This window comes from Clostridia bacterium (genome assembly GCA_026414765.1).
Taxonomy (GTDB): domain Bacteria; phylum Bacillota; class Clostridia; order Acetivibrionales; family DSM-27016; genus SKW86.
The window spans coordinates 54,591-74,322 of the sequence record JAOAIJ010000042.1 but is presented as its reverse complement, the minus strand read 5'-3'; the positions used below and the strand labels follow the sequence as shown (position 1 = coordinate 74,322).

General features: G+C 39.4%; 13 protein-coding genes. All 13 read left to right on the top strand.

The genetic code is table 11. The features are described from left to right. The first annotated feature begins 115 nt into the window (after positions 1-115). Positions 116-955 carry a TerC family protein gene (locus N3I35_15660; GenBank protein ID MCX8131515.1) on the top strand — a complete coding sequence of 280 codons (840 nt, stop codon included), beginning with the start codon at positions 116-118 and terminating at the stop codon, positions 953-955. Between the two features lie 297 nt (positions 956-1,252). Then, positions 1,253-2,191: a GNAT family N-acetyltransferase gene (locus N3I35_15655; GenBank protein ID MCX8131514.1), complete on the top strand. Its 939-nt coding sequence runs from the start codon at positions 1,253-1,255 to the stop codon at positions 2,189-2,191. Between the two features lie 13 nt (positions 2,192-2,204). Then, positions 2,205-3,320, top strand: coding sequence for a hypothetical protein (locus tag N3I35_15650; protein MCX8131513.1), 1,116 nt, complete (start codon positions 2,205-2,207; stop codon positions 3,318-3,320). A 43-nt stretch (positions 3,321-3,363) separates the two neighbouring features. Further along, entirely contained in the window at positions 3,364-4,281 is a 918-nt protein-coding gene (locus N3I35_15645) for a UbiA family prenyltransferase (GenBank protein MCX8131512.1), read from the top strand. A gap of 72 nt (positions 4,282-4,353) precedes the next feature. Beyond that, entirely contained in the window at positions 4,354-6,033 is a 1,680-nt protein-coding gene (locus N3I35_15640; GenBank protein ID MCX8131511.1) for a PEP-utilizing enzyme, read from the top strand. 64 nt (positions 6,034-6,097) lie between these two features. Next, positions 6,098-7,162, top strand: a complete 1,065-nt coding sequence (locus N3I35_15635; GenBank protein MCX8131510.1) for a PEP/pyruvate-binding domain-containing protein — start codon at positions 6,098-6,100, stop codon at positions 7,160-7,162. Between the two features lie 64 nt (positions 7,163-7,226). Continuing rightward, positions 7,227-9,947 (top strand): PEP-utilizing enzyme, encoded by a 2,721-nt coding sequence (locus N3I35_15630; GenBank protein ID MCX8131509.1) that lies wholly within the window; start codon positions 7,227-7,229, stop codon positions 9,945-9,947. A 15-nt stretch (positions 9,948-9,962) separates the two neighbouring features. After that, positions 9,963-11,057, top strand: coding sequence for a BtaA family protein (locus N3I35_15625; protein MCX8131508.1), 1,095 nt, complete (start codon positions 9,963-9,965; stop codon positions 11,055-11,057). Continuing rightward, positions 11,054-12,616, top strand: coding sequence for an AMP-binding protein (locus tag N3I35_15620; GenBank protein ID MCX8131507.1), 1,563 nt, complete (start codon positions 11,054-11,056; stop codon positions 12,614-12,616). Before N3I35_15625 ends, N3I35_15620 begins: the two co-directional genes overlap by 4 nt. A gap of 287 nt (positions 12,617-12,903) precedes the next feature. Next, positions 12,904-14,703 carry a methyl-accepting chemotaxis protein gene (locus tag N3I35_15615; GenBank protein MCX8131506.1) on the top strand — a complete coding sequence of 600 codons (1,800 nt, stop codon included), beginning with the start codon at positions 12,904-12,906 and terminating at the stop codon, positions 14,701-14,703. A gap of 334 nt (positions 14,704-15,037) precedes the next feature. Next, positions 15,038-15,421, top strand: coding sequence for a hypothetical protein (locus N3I35_15610; protein MCX8131505.1), 384 nt, complete (start codon positions 15,038-15,040; stop codon positions 15,419-15,421). Between the two features lie 113 nt (positions 15,422-15,534). Continuing rightward, positions 15,535-15,936 carry a hypothetical protein gene (locus N3I35_15605; protein ID MCX8131504.1) on the top strand — a complete coding sequence of 134 codons (402 nt, stop codon included), beginning with the start codon at positions 15,535-15,537 and terminating at the stop codon, positions 15,934-15,936. Positions 15,937-16,172: 236 nt separating this feature from the next. Beyond that, a complete protein-coding gene (nifJ, locus tag N3I35_15600) occupies positions 16,173-19,697 on the top strand; it encodes a pyruvate:ferredoxin (flavodoxin) oxidoreductase (GenBank protein ID MCX8131503.1) in 3,525 nt (1,174 codons plus the stop codon). Positions 19,698-19,732 lie beyond the last annotated feature (35 nt).

Below are 19,732 nucleotides of genomic sequence, written 5' to 3'. Positions count from 1 at the left end.
ACTAAATTTTAGTTTATTATACTATCAGAAAAAATTATGTGGTACGGCAGATTAAGTGAACGCTTCAGGGAGACAAATTGAGCTTGCCATACCTGTAAAGGAGGAGGAAAAATAATTGTCAGCAAAGAAAGCATTATTATGGGTAGCGTTTTGGATTAGTCTTGCATTGTGTTTTAACGCGGGTATCTACTTTTTTTCAGGAAAGGAAAAGGCACTGGAATTCCTGGGTGGATATATAATCGAGCAGAGTTTGAGTATAGATAACCTGTTCTTGTTTATTATTGTATTTTCCAGCTTTGGTATAAAACCAGAATATCAAAAAAGGGTGCTGAACTATGGAATAGCTGGCGCAATTATTCTAAGGCTTATATTTGTTGTCTTGGGAGTAGCCATCGTAAATATGTTTCACTGGGTGTTGTATGTGTTTGGAGCGATTCTGATAATCAGTGGAATAAAAATGATGATTAAGCATGATGAAAGCGAAAACTATAAAGAAAGTAGAATTATCAGACTGTTGGGTAAAATAATCCCTGTTACCGACAAACTTGAAGGGGAAAAGTTTTTTGTAAGGAAAAACAACATACTTTATGCTACGCCATTATTTGCGATTCTTATCCTTATTGAATTTACGGATATTATATTCGCTATAGATTCAATTCCTGCCATATTCTCAATAACCACAGATCCTTTTATTGTATATACGTCAAACATATTTGCAATCATGGGGCTAAGGAGCATGTACTTTGTACTTGGAAAGCTGCATGAAAAGTTCAGATATGTTAAGTACGGCGTTGCTTTGATACTTACCTTCACTGGGATAAAGCTTTCGGCTTTGATTTTTGATCTCCATATACCGATTGAATGGTCTTTAGGTATAATTTTTACAATACTAATAGGGAGTATATTTATATCCTTGGCGTTCACAAAGAAGGAGCAGCCGGAAAGTCAGACATAAATGAATGAAGGATATTATGTGCCTGTCCATTACATATGGGCAGGCATATTTTTTTGATCATGAATAGTTGAAGAAATGTTAACATTTTTTAACAAATATATTTCACAAATATTACAAATTTATATAAATATTTACAAATTGTAGTTTGTATCGTATTATATTCATATATCAATTGTAAAAATTATACAAATTTTACAATAAACATCATTTATTTTACAAAGTGAAAATGCCAATGCTTTTAACTTTAGGGCATTCAATGCAACACAAAAGAATAAATCTTTTTGAAGAGGTACATTTATGTACGGATTGAATGATTCAGATTTTTTTAAAGATACCGGCAGATTATTTAAAATGTGGGGTTCTGAAGCCATAATGCTTGATATGGCCCAGGATTGGCTGTGTATCAATGTAGAAAATGCAACTGCTGTCGTCTTTCAAAACCTTTCCATTGATCCAACCATTGTATTCTTTGGATATATAAGCTTTCCAGATGACGTTCATATCGCAGACAGGCTATTTACAGCTATTGAACAGTGGGCAAAAGAGAAAAAGGCTTTAAAAATAGTAGGACCTGTAAACTATGCTACGTGGGTGAATTACAGATGGATGACGGAGGGGTGGGAGCATCCGCCCGTTGCTCCAGAAACTGACAACCCGCAGTATATGCCGGAGATAGCTGAGAAACTTGGATATTCTATCTGCTCAACCTACAGCAGTTCACTTGTAAAAGCTTGCGACACTGATTTTATTGACTATGAAGACAGGTACAGGAAGCTGATAAAGGAAGGATATGTATTTGAAACTTATGCCGGAAAAGAAAGTTTATTTGCTGTTGACGACATGCATAAAATCTCTCAAGCATTTTCTAAAAACCCTTATTATTGTCATGTTCCGTATGATGTTTTTAAAAACTCATATGTCCAGTCTCTTGTAAAAGAAGATACCGTTGTTGATATATGTATTAAAAATAGACAAATTTGTGCATACTGTGTAAATTATGTAAATAAACCCTTTGAAGACTGGTGGGTATTAAAGAGTATAGCAGTTATGCAGGAGCATCAGGGGAAAAACATCGGTTCCGGCTTGAGATATCTGCTGCATAAGCATGCACTTGACGCAGGATGTTCAGGCGTTGTCCATCATTACAGGTTTGATGGGAATATTTCGATGAAGCTTGCAAAAAGTGGCACTATTATTAAAAGATATGCTTTATTTAGTAAAAAACTAGAATATTAAGGGGAGTGGCGAAATGATAGGAGAGTTATGTAAATGCTGTGTAAATGACCGCTCGGTAAGCGGTATTAAGTTTGATGAAACAGGTACCTGCTCATACTGTAGTGAATACTACAGATATGAAGATAAACTGAATGATTTTGATTGTTTGGAAAAGCTTTGGATGGAGCGGATTAACACTTATAAAGGTAAAGGTCCGTATGATGCCATTATGGGAATTTCGGGCGGTAAAGACAGTACATATGTCCTGTACCAGCTTGTAAATACCTATAAACTAAAAGTGCTTGCGGTATCTGTGGATAACGGTTTCCTCAATGACTGGTCAAAGGACAGGATTGCTTCCATCACTTCAGAGCTGGGTGTGGAACACAGGTATATTACATACCCTGAAGAACTTCTGAAAAAGCTTTATGTCAGTTCAATCAAAGCAGTTGCATCGCCATGCATCGCCTGTTCATACATGATTTATATGGGTTCGATTTCCTATGCGGCAGAGCTTGGGATTCCCATGATGATTCATGGACGTTCTCCTGCTCAAATGCTCAAGTATTTTTCATCTGAAAAAAGTCCCGATATGGTTATTCCTTTCCTTTTTTCTTCTCTTAAGCATATTAATGAGGTAAATCTTGATAATACATACAAGGATGTATATGACAGCTTCAAAAGAATTTTCCCCGTCGAGTTTATGGATGATCTTACACCTCTGTATCCTGATTTCAAAGGTAAGCAGCCTGTTGAGTTTATGCCGTATTTTGTTTATCACAAATATAATGAGACTGAAATGGTTGATTTCCTGGAAAAGCACATGAAGTGGAAAAGACCTGACAATTATGAGCTTATGTCACATTACGACTGTGATGCGCATGATGCAGGAGGTTATCTTTATGAGATTGCAGAGGGAAGGCCTCATATAATGCCTGAATTGAGTGTTGCAGTCAGACAGGGGCTTATATCAAGAGATGAAGCAATAAAAACACTATACCGCTCTCAGATGAGCAGCCTTCCTGAAAAATCAATGAATGCACTTTCTAAATATGTGGGATTGGACAAAGACTTTTTACAGGAGATTGCAAGGGGGGTAGCAGAAAGAAAACGGGCAGCTTTGGCAAATATTAAGCGGAAAGAAATATAAACTTCGCGCAACATATTTGTTAATACGATGATTTGGGGGAAAAATGAGCGGGTTCACAAAGTTTAAAAAATATAAACGATATGCAAATGAGCGGTTTCCTTTAAGGGTTTATGGTATTTACACCGCATCACTATATTTTGTATCTTATTTATTTGGAAATACTCTAGCTGCAACGCCGGATACAGATTTCACAAATATGGTTCCGGGATTTGCCGTAATATTTCTCTTCTTTATCCAGCTCCGGATTTTTGATGAACACAAGGATTTTGAATCGGACTGTATAGAGCATCCTGATAGGATGCTGAGTAAGGGTGAGATCACTCTGAAGGAGTTAAGGACGGTGATGTATGCGGTTATTGCCCTGGAGGTTGCTATAAATCTGTTTCTTGGGGTAATACAGCTTGCGTTATGGGGCATTATCTTTTTATGGTCATTGCTTATGCTGAAAGAATTTTTCTGCCCCGATTTTCTGAAAAAGAAGCCTACACTTTACATATTCAGTCATCAAATGGTCATACCTATGATTTGCCTTTATGCATTAAGCGGACGGATTGAGCTATACTCATTAGGCAGGTATTCTGTTGTATTGATGCTTGTGTTCATGAGTGCGTGCATCTGTCTTACTATGAGCATGGAACATGCCAGGAAAATCAGGCTTGTGCCCATAGGTAAAGAGATGTCTGCGTTTACACCGGGGCGCAGCAATAGACTCGCAGGATTTTCTGTGTCCATGCTGCTTGCTGTTTTTGGATGGGCTGTATTGATGATCACTTCAATATCAGGTAACACCGGAGCTGTTCTAAATATTGCCGGTGCAATTCTATTCGCTTTTTATGTCTTAAAAGGAGCTGTTTTGTACAGGAATCCTGAGCCTGTAAAAATAAAAGAGTTTAAAAGCTTTAGTATGATTTTTGTTTTCGGGATATTTATCCTTTCAGGAATAAATTTCTATTTTGTTTAAAATTGAAGAAATTAGAGTAATACATGCTTTGTACCATTTTTATATCTTATAAAATTTTTGGAGGTATTTTGTATGGGAATTTATAAATATGTTCCAGGGTATGATTTTGATGAGGGTATTGATTTTGAGCATTCACCGTGTTGGTTTCTTGACGGCACACATTCACTGCCGGCTTGGACTCCGATGTTCGGTTGGTTCTGGTCAGCCTGGTGCAGTCACGGTACGCAGTATGCGACGCGGGCACTTTCAATACCTACCGTGAAGGGATGGGACTGGCGTTTAAAGGATGGCTGTGGTTATATACGGATTCTGACTGTGAAAGATCCAGATGAAATCAGAAGGAGAGAGGAACAGTTCAGGGATGCTATCAAGCCCTTTATTTCCGGGTTTGATGAAATGTGGAAGACTTTTGTTGATGAAATTACCGGCAGGTACCGGAAGTTAAGGAGTCTGGACCTTGCTGAAGCATCAAATACACAGCTTCTGGATTGTTTTGAAGATACTATAAGCACATGCAGGAGAATGTGGGAAATCCACATGTATATGATGTATGGAGTATACACTGCATTTACTCTGCTTGAGGACTTAACAAACAGAATGTTTGGAATAAATGACAGAAGCCCTGAATTTTGCAAGCTTATAAGCGGTTTTGACAATAAAAGCTTTCAGGTAGATAAAGGTCTTTTTGATCTTGCAAGGAAGGCAAAGGAAATGGGGTTCAGAGATATATTCCTGTCATGTCCGCTGGAAAAACTGAGGGAAATACTTGGGGCAAGCCAGGATGGCCGCGACTTCCTGAATTCATTTGATGAATTCATTGAGAATGAAGCAGGATGGAGAATGGAGAGAATGGCGGAGATAAATGTACCTACATGGTGGGAAGATCCTACGCCTGCATTCAATATTATTAAAATTGCTCTTGGGGAAGATCTGGGTTATAGCCTTGATGAAAAAAGACAAAGACAGGAAATTGAAAGAAAAGCTATCGAAGATGAGTTGATAGGTAAAATTACTCCAGAGCAGAGGGGATGGTTTCAGAAAATCCTGAAACTTGCCCAGAGCTGCAGCAGGTTTAGCGAAGAGCACAACCATTACCTTGATCTTTATACACATGCATTAATCAGACGGGTTACAATAGAAATCGGCAGGAGATTTGCATCGGCTGGTGCTATTGAAGTGCCTGAAGATATATTTTTCCTTATACCTGATGAAGTAAGAAAAGCGGGAATCAATCCGGATTTGTTCAATCTCCGTAAAGTTGTGGAGAGAAGGAAAAGTGACTGGCAGAAGTGGTGTAAGTCAGAGCATCCTCCCATACTTGCAAGAGAAGGGTTTTCTGTTGAAGAGGCTGCAAAAATGCTTGAAGAATCCCATGACCCTCTTGTAATGAAAGTACTAGTTGGTTCCATGCCCGTTCAGAAGCCGGGACTTAAAGCCGATCTTTTCGGAACTTGCGGATCACCAGGTTTTGTAGAGGGTAAGGTGAAGCTTGCTTTTACAGAGAAAGATCTGGTTAAGATTGAAAAGGGTGATATTCTTGTAGCTCCTACTACATCTCCGAGTTGGACACCGGTATTTTCACTGCTGAAAGGGATAATCATAGACAGGGGTGCCAGCCTTTCACATGCAGCTATAGTCGGCAGAGAATACGGAATACCTGTTCTTATTAATGTATTTGATGCTACAAAAATATTGAAGGATGGTATGACAGTAAGACTCGATGCAAATATGGGTTCGGTATTGATTCTGTAAGATATTCAGTTATATGACCAGAATTTTTGATATATAAACAAATCCCATGTTGGGGGTGAATGAAATGCATCATAATATTTGCTGTAATGAAAATATTAATGAAATTTACTGGCTTGAAGAACTATCCCGTGACCATTATGAAATTGTTGGAAGGAAGTGTGCAAACCTTGGGGAATTGACAAAACTCGGACTAAGGGTACCTATGGGTTTTTCTGTTTCGATAAAGGCATACGAGTATTTCATGGTAAACACAGGATTAAAAGAAAAGTTAGATGCGATGACATCAAAAGAAATAGATACCGGTCTGAATATAGAACATGATATGGATAAGCTCATAGAATTAAGTGCAAAAATGATAAGAGCTGTTAATGAAGCAGAGATGCCCGTATACCTTGACCATCTGATACGTAACTATTATCACGGACTTCAGGAAAAAACCGGTATTCCGGGTTTGTTCTGCGCTGTAAGGTCAAGTGGAGCTGTCAGTATGCCCGGACAGATGGAAACTTATTTGAACATTTCCGGAGAGGAAGAAATAATAAAACATGTGAAAAAGGTATGGGGAAGTGCTTTCACAGTACGGGCAATTTCCTACAGATTATCGAATAACATGCCGGTATCATGGGCGCCTATAGGGGTGGCGGTAGTTGAAATGATTGAGGCCAGAAGTGCCGGTGTTATAATGACCGTCCTGCCTACAACCGGCGATTTGAGCAGGGCAATAGTTGAAGGGAATTTTGGGTTTGGCGAAAGCATAGTGAGCGGTGATGTAAACCCGGATTCATTTATTGTAAATAAACAGGGAATGTTTATAGAATCAAAATCAATTCCGGAAAAATCAGAAATGACAGTTAAATCTGAATCGGGAACTGTAACAGCCAAAGTTCCTGAAAAGCTCCGAAAGACAGCTTGTCTTGAAGATAGCGAAATTTTGGAGATAGTTAGGGTTTCAAAAAAAGTAGAAGAACATTTTGGGATGCCGCAGGATATGGAATGGGTGGTGAGCAAACACTCTCCTTTTCCAAACAACATCTTCTGGGTTCAGACAAGAGCTGCAAAATATACCGAAAAGAAGAGGGAAGACGATGCATATGTTATTGACTTAATGCTCCAGTTGTTTAAAAAATAATTCATAAAACAGTAGTCAAGTATTTGGACTATACTTGTGTATTTAAGAATTTGGGGGTGTCGGAATGTCAAGTTTGATTTATTATAATTCAGGAGAAATACCTGATGTATACCGGATTGGAGGAAAAGCCAGAAGCCTTTCTGTAATGGTTGGAGAGGGAATCCGGGTACCAAAATTTATAACGTTGACGGTAGACTTTTTTGAATCTTTTATGGGAAGCTCAATGGAGGAATTGAACTCCTTGCTGAAAAAGGAATGTACAAGTAAAGATGAAGTTGATGAACTGGTACGAAACATATCTGAACTGATTGAGAAAAAACCTTTTTCTGCTGAGCATAAGGGCTTGGTGCTTTCAGCAATTAACAATTATTTCGGGAAAACTGCCGGACGGTATTTTTCTGTAAGGTCCTCAGCTACTGATGAAGATTCTGCGAAGCATTCATTTGCAGGACAATTGGACAGCTTTTTATATATCAAGCTGGACGAACAGCTTATAAAATCAATTAAAAACTGCTTTATTTCCGCATATTCGGAACGTGCAATGTCTTACAGGTTTATTAATAAACTGCCTTTTAAGTCTGTAAGGCCTGCAGTTATTATTCAGGAGATGGTTTTCGGGGAGATTTCAGGAGTCCTTTTTACTGGGAATCCTTTAAACAATAATCCTGACCAGACCTTGCTGAATGCTGTGTACGGAATAGGCGAGGGAATAGTTTCAGGTGAATTGGATGCAGACTCGTGGGTCATAGATGAATCGGGCAATATAGTTAAGAGTTCCATATTGCCAAAGAAGCATAAAATAACCTTTAATGCTTCTGCTGGGTATGGGACAAAAAAAGTGGATGTAGAGACCCAATATGTAGATAAACCGTCGGTAAGCAATAAACAGGTACTCCAATTGTATGAGATTGGAAGAAAAATCGAGCATGTTTTTGGAGGTTTCCCTCAGGATATAGAGTGGTGTATCAAGGACAACAACATTTATATTCTCCAGTCCAGGCCTATCACGATTATGAGCAGGATCAATAAAAGAGAGCGTAAGACTGTCCTTGACAATTCAAACATAATTGAGAGTTATCCAGGAGTCATAACCCCGTTGACCTTCTCCTATTCTGTGAGGATATATGAGATGGTTTACAGGAGGTTTTACTTTCTGGCAGGCACCTCAAAAAAGCGGATTGATGAGCTTGCTGCAACATTCAGAAACAAGATATCATATTTCAACAGCAGGGCATATTACAACTTAAACAGCTGGTATGAGGGGATGATGCTGTTTCCCGGATACAAATACAACAAATGGTTTATGGAAAACATGATGGGAGTGAAGGCAACTGCGAAGTTTGAAAAGGAGAGGAGCCCGTCATTCTTTAAGAGGCTGTTCTCGGATTATCCCCGCTTGCTAAAGGGGATTTTTAAGGTGATGTACCTTTACTTGTTTTCTGATTCCATAAAGAACAGATTTATCAAAGAATTTTACGAGACTACAGGAAAATATCTGAATGAGAAATTTGAAGGCTATAGCAATAGGGAAATTCTGGAAAAGTACCTTTACGTTGAGAAGAAAACCTTTGGAAACTGGGACTCTCCGATTATTAACGATTTTACTGTCATGATATTCTATGGGATGTTGGCAAAGAGGATTGCAGCGTTGGATATTGAGGATAAGGCTGGTCTGCAAAATGACCTGCTCTGTGGACAGGGAGATGTAGAAAGCACTAAGCCTACAAGAGAGATAATCCGTATTTCCAATATAATCCGTGAAGACAGCTATTTGTACAAGTTGTTCAGCAAAAATACCGAAGACGAACTAATAAGCATTATTCTGAACACAAAAAACGAAAGGTATGATGAAATAAGGGAAATCTTAAAGCAATATATTTCTGAATACGGCTTCAGATGTATGAATGAAATGAAGCTTGAAGAAGATACACTGAAAGAAAACCCGGCATTCCTTTTTACAATGATAAAAAACTACCTCAGAAAACCTGCCATCGACCTTCAGGATATGTCCCGTAAAGAGCGAGAGATCCGCTTAAAGGCTGAACAGATGCTTTTCAGCCGGATTAAGGGGAGGCAAAAACTATGGACACGCTGGATACTCAAAAATGCGAGAAGAGCCATCAAAAACAGGGAACAGCTCCGTTTTATGCGAACGAAGGTATATGGAGTATTTAGGAGCATGTTTAATGCAATTGGAAGGAACTTTGAAAGAGATGGTTTGATTGAGCATTACAAAGATATATACTTCCTGCACTTCAATGATATTTTTGAACTTGTGGAAGGCAGGTCTATAGATACTGCGATAATCAAGGACATAATTTCTGCAAGGAAAAAGAAGCTCGAAGAGGATAACAATACCGAACCCCATGAAAGGATGTACTTCTATGGAGATATGTATAAAAGGAACTTTGTGGAAATACTTTCGGAGGATGAAGTGGAATATATAGATTATGGCGAGGACACAAAGACATTGAAGGGAATTCCATGCAGTCCCGGAACAATAGAGGGAATAGCAAAGATCGTATTGTCTCCTGTAGATGCAAACTTAAATGGAGAGATTCTAGTTGCCAAAAGAACAGACCCGGGTTGGGTACCGCTCTTCCCTTCAGTATCGGGTATAGTAATTGAGAGGGGTAGTCCCCTTTCACATTCAGCTGTTGTGGCACGTGAGATGGGCATTCCTGCAATAGTAGGTGTCAGAAGAGTAACAGAAGTCATACCCGATAATGAGCGGATAAGAATGAATGGTTCAACCGGTATTATCGAAAAAATAGCAGTGGAATAAAAGGGGGGGACAGGCTTGAGTAAGGTTGTTTCTGCAACAAGTTTTGATTTCATTAGGTATTCGAATTGTTGGGAAGATGCGGATATTCTTGTAGAAGGGCTGCGTATCGGTGAAGGGGATAAATGCCTCTCTATCTGTTCAGCAGGGGATAATTCACTTGCTCTTCTTGTAAGCAATCCGGACAGCGTAACTGCCATAGATTTAAGTGATGCCCAGATTGCCTGTCTGGAGCTTAGAATGAGTGCATTCGGGAATTTAAACTACGAAGATATGCTGAAGTTTTTAGGAGTAATTGATTCGGATAACAGACTTGAGATATATAATTGCTTAAAGAAGGATATTTCCAAACAGGCAAGGGGTTTTTGGGAAGAAAGACCCAAGCTTATCGAAACAGGAATCATCCATGCAGGAAAACTGGAAGGGTTTTTTGCAATGCTGCGTAATTCATTGAAGTTTGTTCACTTTTTTAATGAGGATAAACTAAAAAAGCTGCTTGAAGAAAAAGACCCTGAACAGCAGAAAAGGTTTTACTATAAAGAGTGGAACAACTTGCGGTGGAGGTTGTTGATAAAATTTTTATACAGCAATACCATATTCGGGCGTTTCGGCCGTGATCCCAATTTCTATAAGTATGTGGAGCAGAACATGTCGGATTTTATGCTGGAAAGAAATGAATATGCATTTACCTCTATACCCATATATAAAAATCCGTACTTTAATTATGTATTTACTGGAAATTTTCCAATGCATGCACTCCCTCTGTACCTTCGAAAGGAGAATTACGGCTTGATAAAAAACAGACTCTCCAAAGTTAAGATAGTAAAGGCGAATCTACTGGACTACCTTAAGCAGAACAGAGGTATCAGGTATGATGCGTTTAATCTTTCAAATATTTTCGAGTATATGAATGCCAAGGAGTATAAAAATGCATTTTCCAGGATTCTTGCATCCTCTGAAAAGGGAGCGAGAATTGCATACTATAATGCGTTCGTTGACAGACTGGCACCTTCCGGTGTCAATTTCAAAGTTGATAAAGAGCTTTCAGAGGGACTGTATGGAAAAGCAGGGGCATTCTTTTACAAGAGATTCATTGTAGGTGATGTTACATGAAAAATGTTATACTGCCTATTCTGAAAAATGCACAAATCAATGGGACAAAAGCTGCAATTGTAGATTGCTCCGGAGGTGTAAATAAAAATTACAGCTATTTGACCTTGGTGCGCCATGTTGAAGCTTTTGCAAAGGAGCTAAAACGGCAAGGTTATGGAAAAGGGGACAGGATTATTGTCTTTATACCTATGTCCTATGAGACATATGTTGCTGTGCTTTCCGTACTTTATATAGGCGCTGTGGCCGTCTTTATAGATGCATGGGTAGACGGGGAAAGGCTCTCTGATTCTATTGGGATTACAAACCCAACAGCAGCAATAATATCAAATAAGCTTGGTAAATCATATAGTATTCCTGATTACGTTAAGCAGATTGATTGCAGCATGATGTGCTGCAGCAGATTAACAAAAAGTGATGATCTGCTTTTACTGGAAAATATGGAGGATGAGGATGAAGCGATTTTTACTTTCACTACAGGAAGCACAGGAATTCCTAAAGCAGCAAGAAGGACTCACGGGTTCTTTATGATACAGCATCAGATACTTTCAAAGTACTTGGGACACAAGCCTGATGAAATCAATATGGTTACATTTCCCATATTTTTGCTGAGCAATCTTTTGTCTGGAATCACCAGTGTAATTCCGTCGTTTAATCCGGCTGAGCCTTCAAATGTCGATTGCGGATGGGTTTCCCTGAATGTGCGGTCTCTTGGGGTAAACTCCATGACAGGGTCTACGGCTTTGTTTGAAAAACTCTCTTCATACATTATGTCAGGTGGCGAAAAGATTTCATTAAGGCAGATTACTATAGGCGGCTCTCCTGTTTTTCCCTCAATTGCGGAAAAATTATGCAAAGCATTTCTGGGTACGGATATAAGAGTTATATACGGAGCTACTGAAGCAGTTCCTATAAGTATGAATTCCATGGAGAATATCTATAGGGCAAATATGGCTAACGGGCTTCCGGTGGGAAAGATAGTTGACGAGATATATCTAAAAGTGATAAAGCCATACGATGGAGCGATAAAAGTAGATAATGAGGAACATTTAGACTCCTATACCGTACGGAATGGAGAAGTTGGGGAGATCATAGTAGCCGGGCCTCATGTGCTAAAAGGATATGTCAACAACCAGGAGGCAGACAGAATAAATAAAATATTTGATGGCGAAAGGCTCTGGCATAGGACTGGAGATGCAGGTTCGACAGACGGACAGGGGAATCTGACTTTTTTTGGAAGGGTTAAAAACAGGATTTGTGTAAAAGAAAAAGTTATATACCCCCTTCCGGTAGAAAATATATTACTTGGTGTCGAGGACATAGGATTTGCGGCTGTAATCCAATTGGGAGAGAAAATCATGGCAGTCCTTGAACTGCTGAAAAACCAAGAAATCTTTCAGGATGGAATAATGGAAAAAATAAAGAAATTGGATATCGGCTATATAGATGAATTTTTTGTAATGGACAAGATACCCCGCGATCCCAGGCACAATTCAAAAGCAAACTATGAAGAACTGAAGAAATACTTCTCTAAAGCTGAAAACAGCTTGACAGGAACCTAGAAACTGTCTGAACATAAAGAGGATATGGGGGCTCTGCAAAGCTAACTGAGTAAGTTGGTTTTGCGGCAGCCCCTTTTACTATGCAGTATAACTTAAAGCCAAACCAGCACAACTCGTTAGATTGACTGGCATAACAGACTGAATTCAGCTTATACAATGTACCGATTTTAAATTTTTATATTTAAAGGAGGAAAATGTCGAGATATGTAGAATATATTTATTGTACAAGTCTTTTTAGTTCTAATTATTACCATTGTTTCAACTAAATATCTAAAAGGTGGGGTTATATGAACCAAAACAAGAAACTCTTCTGGAGATCAGTTATTGAGATTGAACCTTTTAATTACACTGTCCCGCTGCCTGTGGCCCTGTATTTTGTACTTATTTTGGGGGGGTATATGGAAAGCCGGACTGCATTTATAGGGTGCATTATAGGAGTATTAATACCAGCAGTCCTCAGCTTTTTCCATGGTGTGGTACAAAAACGCAAGTATATATATATATCCGAATGTTTATCCAAGCCTTCCGAAGTTTCTAAAGAAGAATTGTATAATATTAAAAAAACACTTTTGAATATGCCCTTGAAAGAAGGTATTTCAGCATTTTACAGGTGGATATATGCCGCATCGTCCATACCGGTGTTTGCAGCATTAATTACTGATTTCTCATTGAAGAGACTGATTGTTTGTGTTACTGCAGCAATTATGTCTGCACCTCTGGGCTTTATTATCAATTATGCAGGCTCTGAAAGGTTTAACTATAAATTGCTGTCCAACCCTGCGTTAGCTGATATTGAGATGAAGAAAGGTGATACGGTAAACTTTACCTTATTACACAAGATAACAATACTTGTAATCACGATTGTGTGGGCTTCGGCTATTTCATTTTCTGCCATTGGATATGGAATATTCAATAATATTATAGACGGATCTAATGCAGCATTGAACTATGGTATCGTAATTGCCGGAATTGTATTTGAATCGGTACTGACGCTGAGAAGAATCACTAAGTCCATTCAGATCAGTTTGAAGGATATTGTTTCAAATATCGAAAACATCGCCAAAGGTGATCTGACTGTTCAAATAAAAATGACGACCTGCGATGAGTTTGGCAAAATAGCTGAATCGATCATTTCAATGCGCAACGCTATTAAGAATATAGTCAATGAAACAATAAAGGAATCCACTGAGATTTCCGGTTTGGTAACCTTCACTACAGAAAACATGAGGAGCTTGAATGAAAATTTTAATGAGGTAGCTGAAACCACGGAGCAATTAGCTGCCAATACGCAAGAGACGGCTGCCTCTACGGAGGAAATGAATTCCATTTCACAGGAAATCGAAAAGGCTATAATGGGAGTAGTGCAGACAGTAAAAAATGATACTCTGCTGGTTCATAATATAAAGCAAAGAGCGGATACCTTAAGAGAGAATGCAATCTCCTCTCATGGACACGCAAATGAAGTATATGCTGATACGCATAAGAAACTGGCAGCAGCAATGGAACAACTGAAATCAATCGATCAGATCAATGTTTTATCAAACTCGGTATTAACTATTACCTCACAGACCAACCTGCTTGCCCTGAACGCTGCGATTGAAGCTGCGAGAGCGGGAGAAGCAGGGAAGGGGTTTGCTGTGGTTGCAGAAGAAATAAGGAAGTTAGCTGAGAATTCAAGTAAAACTGTAGCTCAGATAAAACGCGTAAATGAAGATGTTGTGCTGGCTGCAAACAATCTTCTTGAATTTTCTAATCAGCTGCTGAATTTTATAGATCATCAGGTTATCGAGGATTATAAAAAGATGGTTGATACAGGGGAGCATTATAAGGAGGATGCCGTTCTGGTAGATCAGTTGATGAATAATATGCAGGTTACGTTCCAGCATCTGCTAAATGATATAGAAAACATATCAAAAGCAATTCTTCAAGTATCTCAGGCAAGCAACGAAACTGCTGACGGTACGCAGGGGATTTTGAGGAAAACGACAGCTGTTGCAGAAACAGCTAACCAGGTAGTACAAAAAGTCCAACAATCAAAAGCAGGTGTAGATAAATTAATGAAGGTAGTTGCATTTTTTAAGGCATAATATTACTTGTTTCCACGGTGTCACAAAGAAAAGTGGCACCATGTTTTTTAAAAAAGAAGTATTATTAATAAATTGTCAAACAGTTTGAAAAAAGGCAGGAGAAAAAGAAAGAAAAGAAAAAAGGGCATTAATGCCTACTTGCAGGATCAACCGGAATGGTTGATTTTTTTGTTGTCTATGAAAGAAATGAACGAATATTGTATGGTAGTTTCCGGCATCTGGAACACCATTAATAAAGTTGACATAAACTACAATATATGATGTAGGTTTTAACTTTTATGGATAATCTAATGCAAAGAAATAAATAACCAATTTGTTGAAAGGAGTGAAATATATGAATTATACCGAGATTGAAAAACTAAAGTACACACTGGCAAATCTTGTGCGTCAGGGGTGTATGATAAGAATTCCAAACTCCGGGGCTGAGGGAAAAGTAGTGGGAGTTGGTTTTAAACCTTACTGGACAAATCCTATAGACTCAAAGATTGATAAACTGGAGTTTAACATAATGGATGCCTATGGTCGTATAATGCCAATAAAATTTAATTATGTAACAGGCTATGATATCCTTAGTCAGGGAGGAGGGAATTCTGAGAAAACAAACTGTATCAGCTTGGATATCAGTGTATATTCACCTAACAAAACAAGAAATACGGACTTTAACGAGAAAATTCGGATAGATATCACCAGTGAACCAGCAAAAAAGTACTGCCAATGAAACAGATCCAATTCTAACAGATTACCACACTTTGTAACAGAACTCCGGATATTAACATAAAATAAAACAGAATAAAAATTATGTTTGAAGTTATAAAGAAAGGTGTGAAAAGTATGTCAAATGGATTTGTTGGTGGTAATTTTGCAGCACTTCTTGCAAAATATGCTGGTGAAACTGTAACAATATTTACTTCCAGCGGAGGACAGTCAGGGTCTGGTTTTACAGGAGTAGTGTTATCCGTAAACGATGTATTCGTACGTCTTATTACCAGAATAGGCCCACCTCCGGGATGCTCACTTGGAAACGCCTGTGCCGGATTTAATGTGGGTGCAGACGGATATAGGGGTGGTACCTGCGGCGGATATGGCAGCATGCCTGGTGGCCCCATACTTCCCGCAAGTGAAATCGGAGCTATTACTGCCGGAGGATGGAATGGTTACCCTGTAGCAACAGTAGGCTCTGTAACAGATATACCGATTGATGCGATTGTATCCTTCGTACACAATGCGGTATAAATCAGAAGTGTGGGACAATAGACACATAGACGGATGGGGGGCGGAATAACTGCCCTTCATTTCTGGACCGGCATATGTCAACACCATTTTTAATAACTGATACCTCAGAATCAATACTTTGACTTGTGTTCTTTTCTGCATTTATATAATCAATAAGTGGAATAATAATCTACGTTTATTAATTGTTAAGTTAACGCATTGTGTTAGTTAATTCAATTGTGTAAAGGAGAAATTTTATGCAGAAAATAGAGACTATGGATGGGAATCAGGCGGCAGCTTATGCTTCTTATGCGCTGACAGAGGTAGCCGCCATCTACCCTATAACTCCATCAACACCTATGGCAGAGGGCGTGGATGAGTGGTCGGCACATGGAATGAAAAATATCTTCGGTCAGCAGGTAAAAGTAATTGAGATGCAGTCTGAAGCAGGTGCTGTTGCTGCAATGAGAGGTTCACTTCAGTCCGGTGCACTGGCTTCAACGTATACCGCAGCACAGGGACTTCTTATGATGATCCCGAATCTTTATAAAATGGCAGGTGAGCTTTTGCCTGGTGTTCTACATGTTACTGCAAGATCTGTAGCAACTCATGCACTATCCATATACGGCGATCATCAGGATGTAATGGCATGCCGCCAGACAGGCGTTGCAATGCTTGCTTCAACTAATGTACAGGAAGTAATGGATCTTGGTGTTATAGCACATCTAGCGGCAATCAAGTCGAGAGTCCCTTTCATACATTTTTTTGATGGATTCAGAACTTCACATGAGTATCAAAAAATTGGTGTGGTTGGATATGATGATATAAAAAACCTTGTTGATTACGATGCTATAGAAGAGTTCAGAAATAGGTCATTAAGTCCTGAACATCCGGTTGCAAGGGGAACGACACAGAATCCGGATATCTATTTCCAGCAAAGAGAGAGTGCCAATCCTTTTTATGAAGCTATACCTGATATCGTTCAAGGGTATATGAACAGTCTCGGCTCAATAACCGGAAGGAAGTACAGGTTATTTGATTACTACGGTGCGGAGGATGCAGAATATATTTTTGTGGCTATGGGGTCGGCAAGTGATACAATATATGAAACTGTCGATTATCTAAACGGGAAGGGAGAAAAGGCAGGGGCAGTCAGAGTACATCTCTACAGGCCGTTTTCTGAACCCCACTTTCTGAATGTCATCCCTAAAACTGTGAGAAAAATAGCAGTATTGGACAGGACAAAAGAGCCTGGTGCAACAGGAGAGCCTTTATACCTGGATGTAGTCAAAGCTTTTAAAAACCATCAAAACAGTCCTGTAATTGTAGGCGGAAGATATGGGCTTTCATCCAAAGATACCAGGCCGTCACAAATTATGTCAGTATTTAATAATCTGAAAAAGGACAAGCCAAAAGACCGGTTTACGATCGGCATCTTTGATGATGTTACGTATACATCCCTTCCGGAGGAGGATATTATCGATACTACACCGGAAGGCACTATCAGCTGCCGGATTTGGGGTCTTGGCTCTGATGGCACTGTCGGAGCAAATAAAACCGCAATAAAAATTATCGGTGATAATACCGATATGCATGCGCAAGCCTACTTTTCCTATGATAGTAAGAAGTCGGGAGGTACTACCGTTTCACATCTCCGGTTTGGTCCCAAACCCTTAAGATCGCCATATCTTGTCTATAACGCAGATTACGTGGCATGTCACAATAAATCGTTTGTATACCAGTATGATCTTCTTAAAGGGCTCAGGAGAGGCGGTACATTTGTGCTTACATGTCCGTGGAATATCAATGAACTGGAAGAAAGACTGCCTGCCCCTGCAAGGAGATATATTGCACAAAATGAAATAAAGTTCTATATTATTGATGCCATGGCTATAGCTTCTAAGCTGGGACTTGGAAACAGGATTAATATGGTTATGCAGGCGACATTTTTTAAGTTGGCTAATGTGATTCCTGTTGATGATGCCCTGGGTTATCTGAGAAAATCTATAGAAAAAATGTATGGTAAAAAGGGTCAGGATATTGTTGAGATGAACAAAGCGGCTATTGATAAAGCTCTGGAAGCACTGACAAAAGTTGAGATACCCTCTACATGGGCTGAAGCAAAGGATGAAGAAATACCTCTGAAGAAAGAACCCGACTTTGTAAAAAATATTCAAAGACCTATGGCGCGGCATGAAGGGGATGAGTTGCCTGTAAGTACATTTTCCGGAGTGGAAGACGGTACATTTCCTCTTGGAACCACTGCTTATGAAAAGCGTGGAATTGCTCCAATGATCCCTGAGTGGCAAATTGATAAATGCATACAGTGCGGCAGATGCTCTTATATTTGTCCCCATGCAACTATAAGGCCTTTTCTGCTGAATGAGGAGGAAGTAGAACGCAAACCCGGTACCTTTAAGACAAAAACTGCTGCGGGTAAGGGCTTGGAACACCTTCAGTTCCGTATTCAGATTGCTCCTTTGGATTGTACCGGATGTGCCAACTGCGCCGATGTTTGTCCTGCAAAAGGAAAAGCACTGATTATGAAGCCGGCAGAACAGGAAATGGAAATGGAGTCGGAAAACTGGGAGTTTGCTATGACTGTTACAGCAAAGGATGATCTGATGGACCCTAAGACACTGAAAGGAAGTCAGTTTGTAAGACCTTTACTTGAGTTTAACGGCGCATGCCCCGGCTGTGGAGAAACGCCATATATTAAGCTTCTTACGCAGCTTTTTGGAGACAGGATGATGATTTCAAATGCTACAGGCTGCTCATCCATATGGGGAGCTTATGCACCTTCTGTAGCTTATACTACAAATGCCGAGGGCAAGGGACCTGCATGGATAAATCCTTTATTTGAGGATGCTGCGGAATTCGGATACGGTATGTATTTAGGTGTAAAGCAGATAAGAGAAAAGCTGGCTGAGCTGATGGAGCAGGCAGCTGATTCATCCCTTGATCCTGAAATCAAAAATGCCTTAAAGAATTGGCTGGACTGCATGAATGACGGAGATGCATCGAAGAAAGCCACAAAAATGATATTTGAAGTTCTTCAGAAGTATGATTACAAGGGGGACAGGCTTATTGAAGATATAATGAGAAGGAAGGATTACCTTATCAAACGGTCTGTCTGGGCTATCGGCGGTGACGGTTGGTCTTATGATATTGACTTTGGTGGAGTTGATCACGTTCTGTCAATGGGAGATGATATAAACTTATTTGTTATGGATACAGAAGTATACTCAAATACCGGGGGACAGTGCTCAAAGTCTACACCTACAGCAAGTGTTGCCAAACTGGCGGCAGCGGGTAAAAAGATCAGAAAGAAAGATTTGGGTCTGATAGCAATGACTTACGGGCATGTTTATGTAGCCCAGATAGCGATGGGAGCAGATATGAATCAAACCATAAAGGCTATTAATGAAGCAGAGAGATATAAAGGGCCATCGTTGATTATTGCATACTCTCCCTGCGTGAGTCATGGAATAAAAACTGGTATGGGAACAAGTATTATGGAGGAAAGGAGAGCTGTTGAGGCCGGATATTGGCACCTTTACAGATTTAATCCTGACTTGAGAAAGGAAGGCAAGAATCCTTTTATCCTTGACTCAAAGGAACCTACCAATGACTTTAAAGATTTTATCCATGGCGAGGTGCGGTATTCACAGTTAATGAATGTATTTCCCGATGTAGCCGGGCAAATGTTTGAACTTGCCGAGAAGCATGCAGAAGAAAGATATAGGAGATATAAAACATTAGCCGAACAGGAATTATTTTGAAGAGTAGAAGGGAAGACCTGATTTCAGGCCTTCCC

Excerpts from the sequence above, each read along its gene's own strand:
- N3I35_15630 (MCX8131509.1), top strand. The coding sequence starts at position 7,227 with ATGTCAAGTTTGATTTATTATAATTCAGGAGAAATACCTGATGTATAC.
- nifJ (MCX8131503.1), top strand. The coding sequence starts at position 16,173 with ATGCAGAAAATAGAGACTATGGATGGGAATCAGGCGGCAGCTTATGCT.
- N3I35_15615 (MCX8131506.1), top strand. The coding sequence starts at position 12,904 with ATGAACCAAAACAAGAAACTCTTCTGGAGATCAGTTATTGAGATTGAA.
- N3I35_15605 (MCX8131504.1), top strand. The coding sequence starts at position 15,535 with ATGTCAAATGGATTTGTTGGTGGTAATTTTGCAGCACTTCTTGCAAAA.
- N3I35_15620 (MCX8131507.1), top strand. The coding sequence starts at position 11,054 with ATGAAAAATGTTATACTGCCTATTCTGAAAAATGCACAAATCAATGGG.
- N3I35_15640 (MCX8131511.1), top strand. The coding sequence starts at position 4,354 with ATGGGAATTTATAAATATGTTCCAGGGTATGATTTTGATGAGGGTATT.
- N3I35_15635 (MCX8131510.1), top strand. The coding sequence starts at position 6,098 with ATGCATCATAATATTTGCTGTAATGAAAATATTAATGAAATTTACTGG.
- N3I35_15610 (MCX8131505.1), top strand. The coding sequence starts at position 15,038 with ATGAATTATACCGAGATTGAAAAACTAAAGTACACACTGGCAAATCTT.
- N3I35_15645 (MCX8131512.1), top strand. The coding sequence starts at position 3,364 with ATGAGCGGGTTCACAAAGTTTAAAAAATATAAACGATATGCAAATGAG.
- N3I35_15650 (MCX8131513.1), top strand. The coding sequence starts at position 2,205 with ATGATAGGAGAGTTATGTAAATGCTGTGTAAATGACCGCTCGGTAAGC.
- N3I35_15655 (MCX8131514.1), top strand. The coding sequence starts at position 1,253 with ATGTACGGATTGAATGATTCAGATTTTTTTAAAGATACCGGCAGATTA.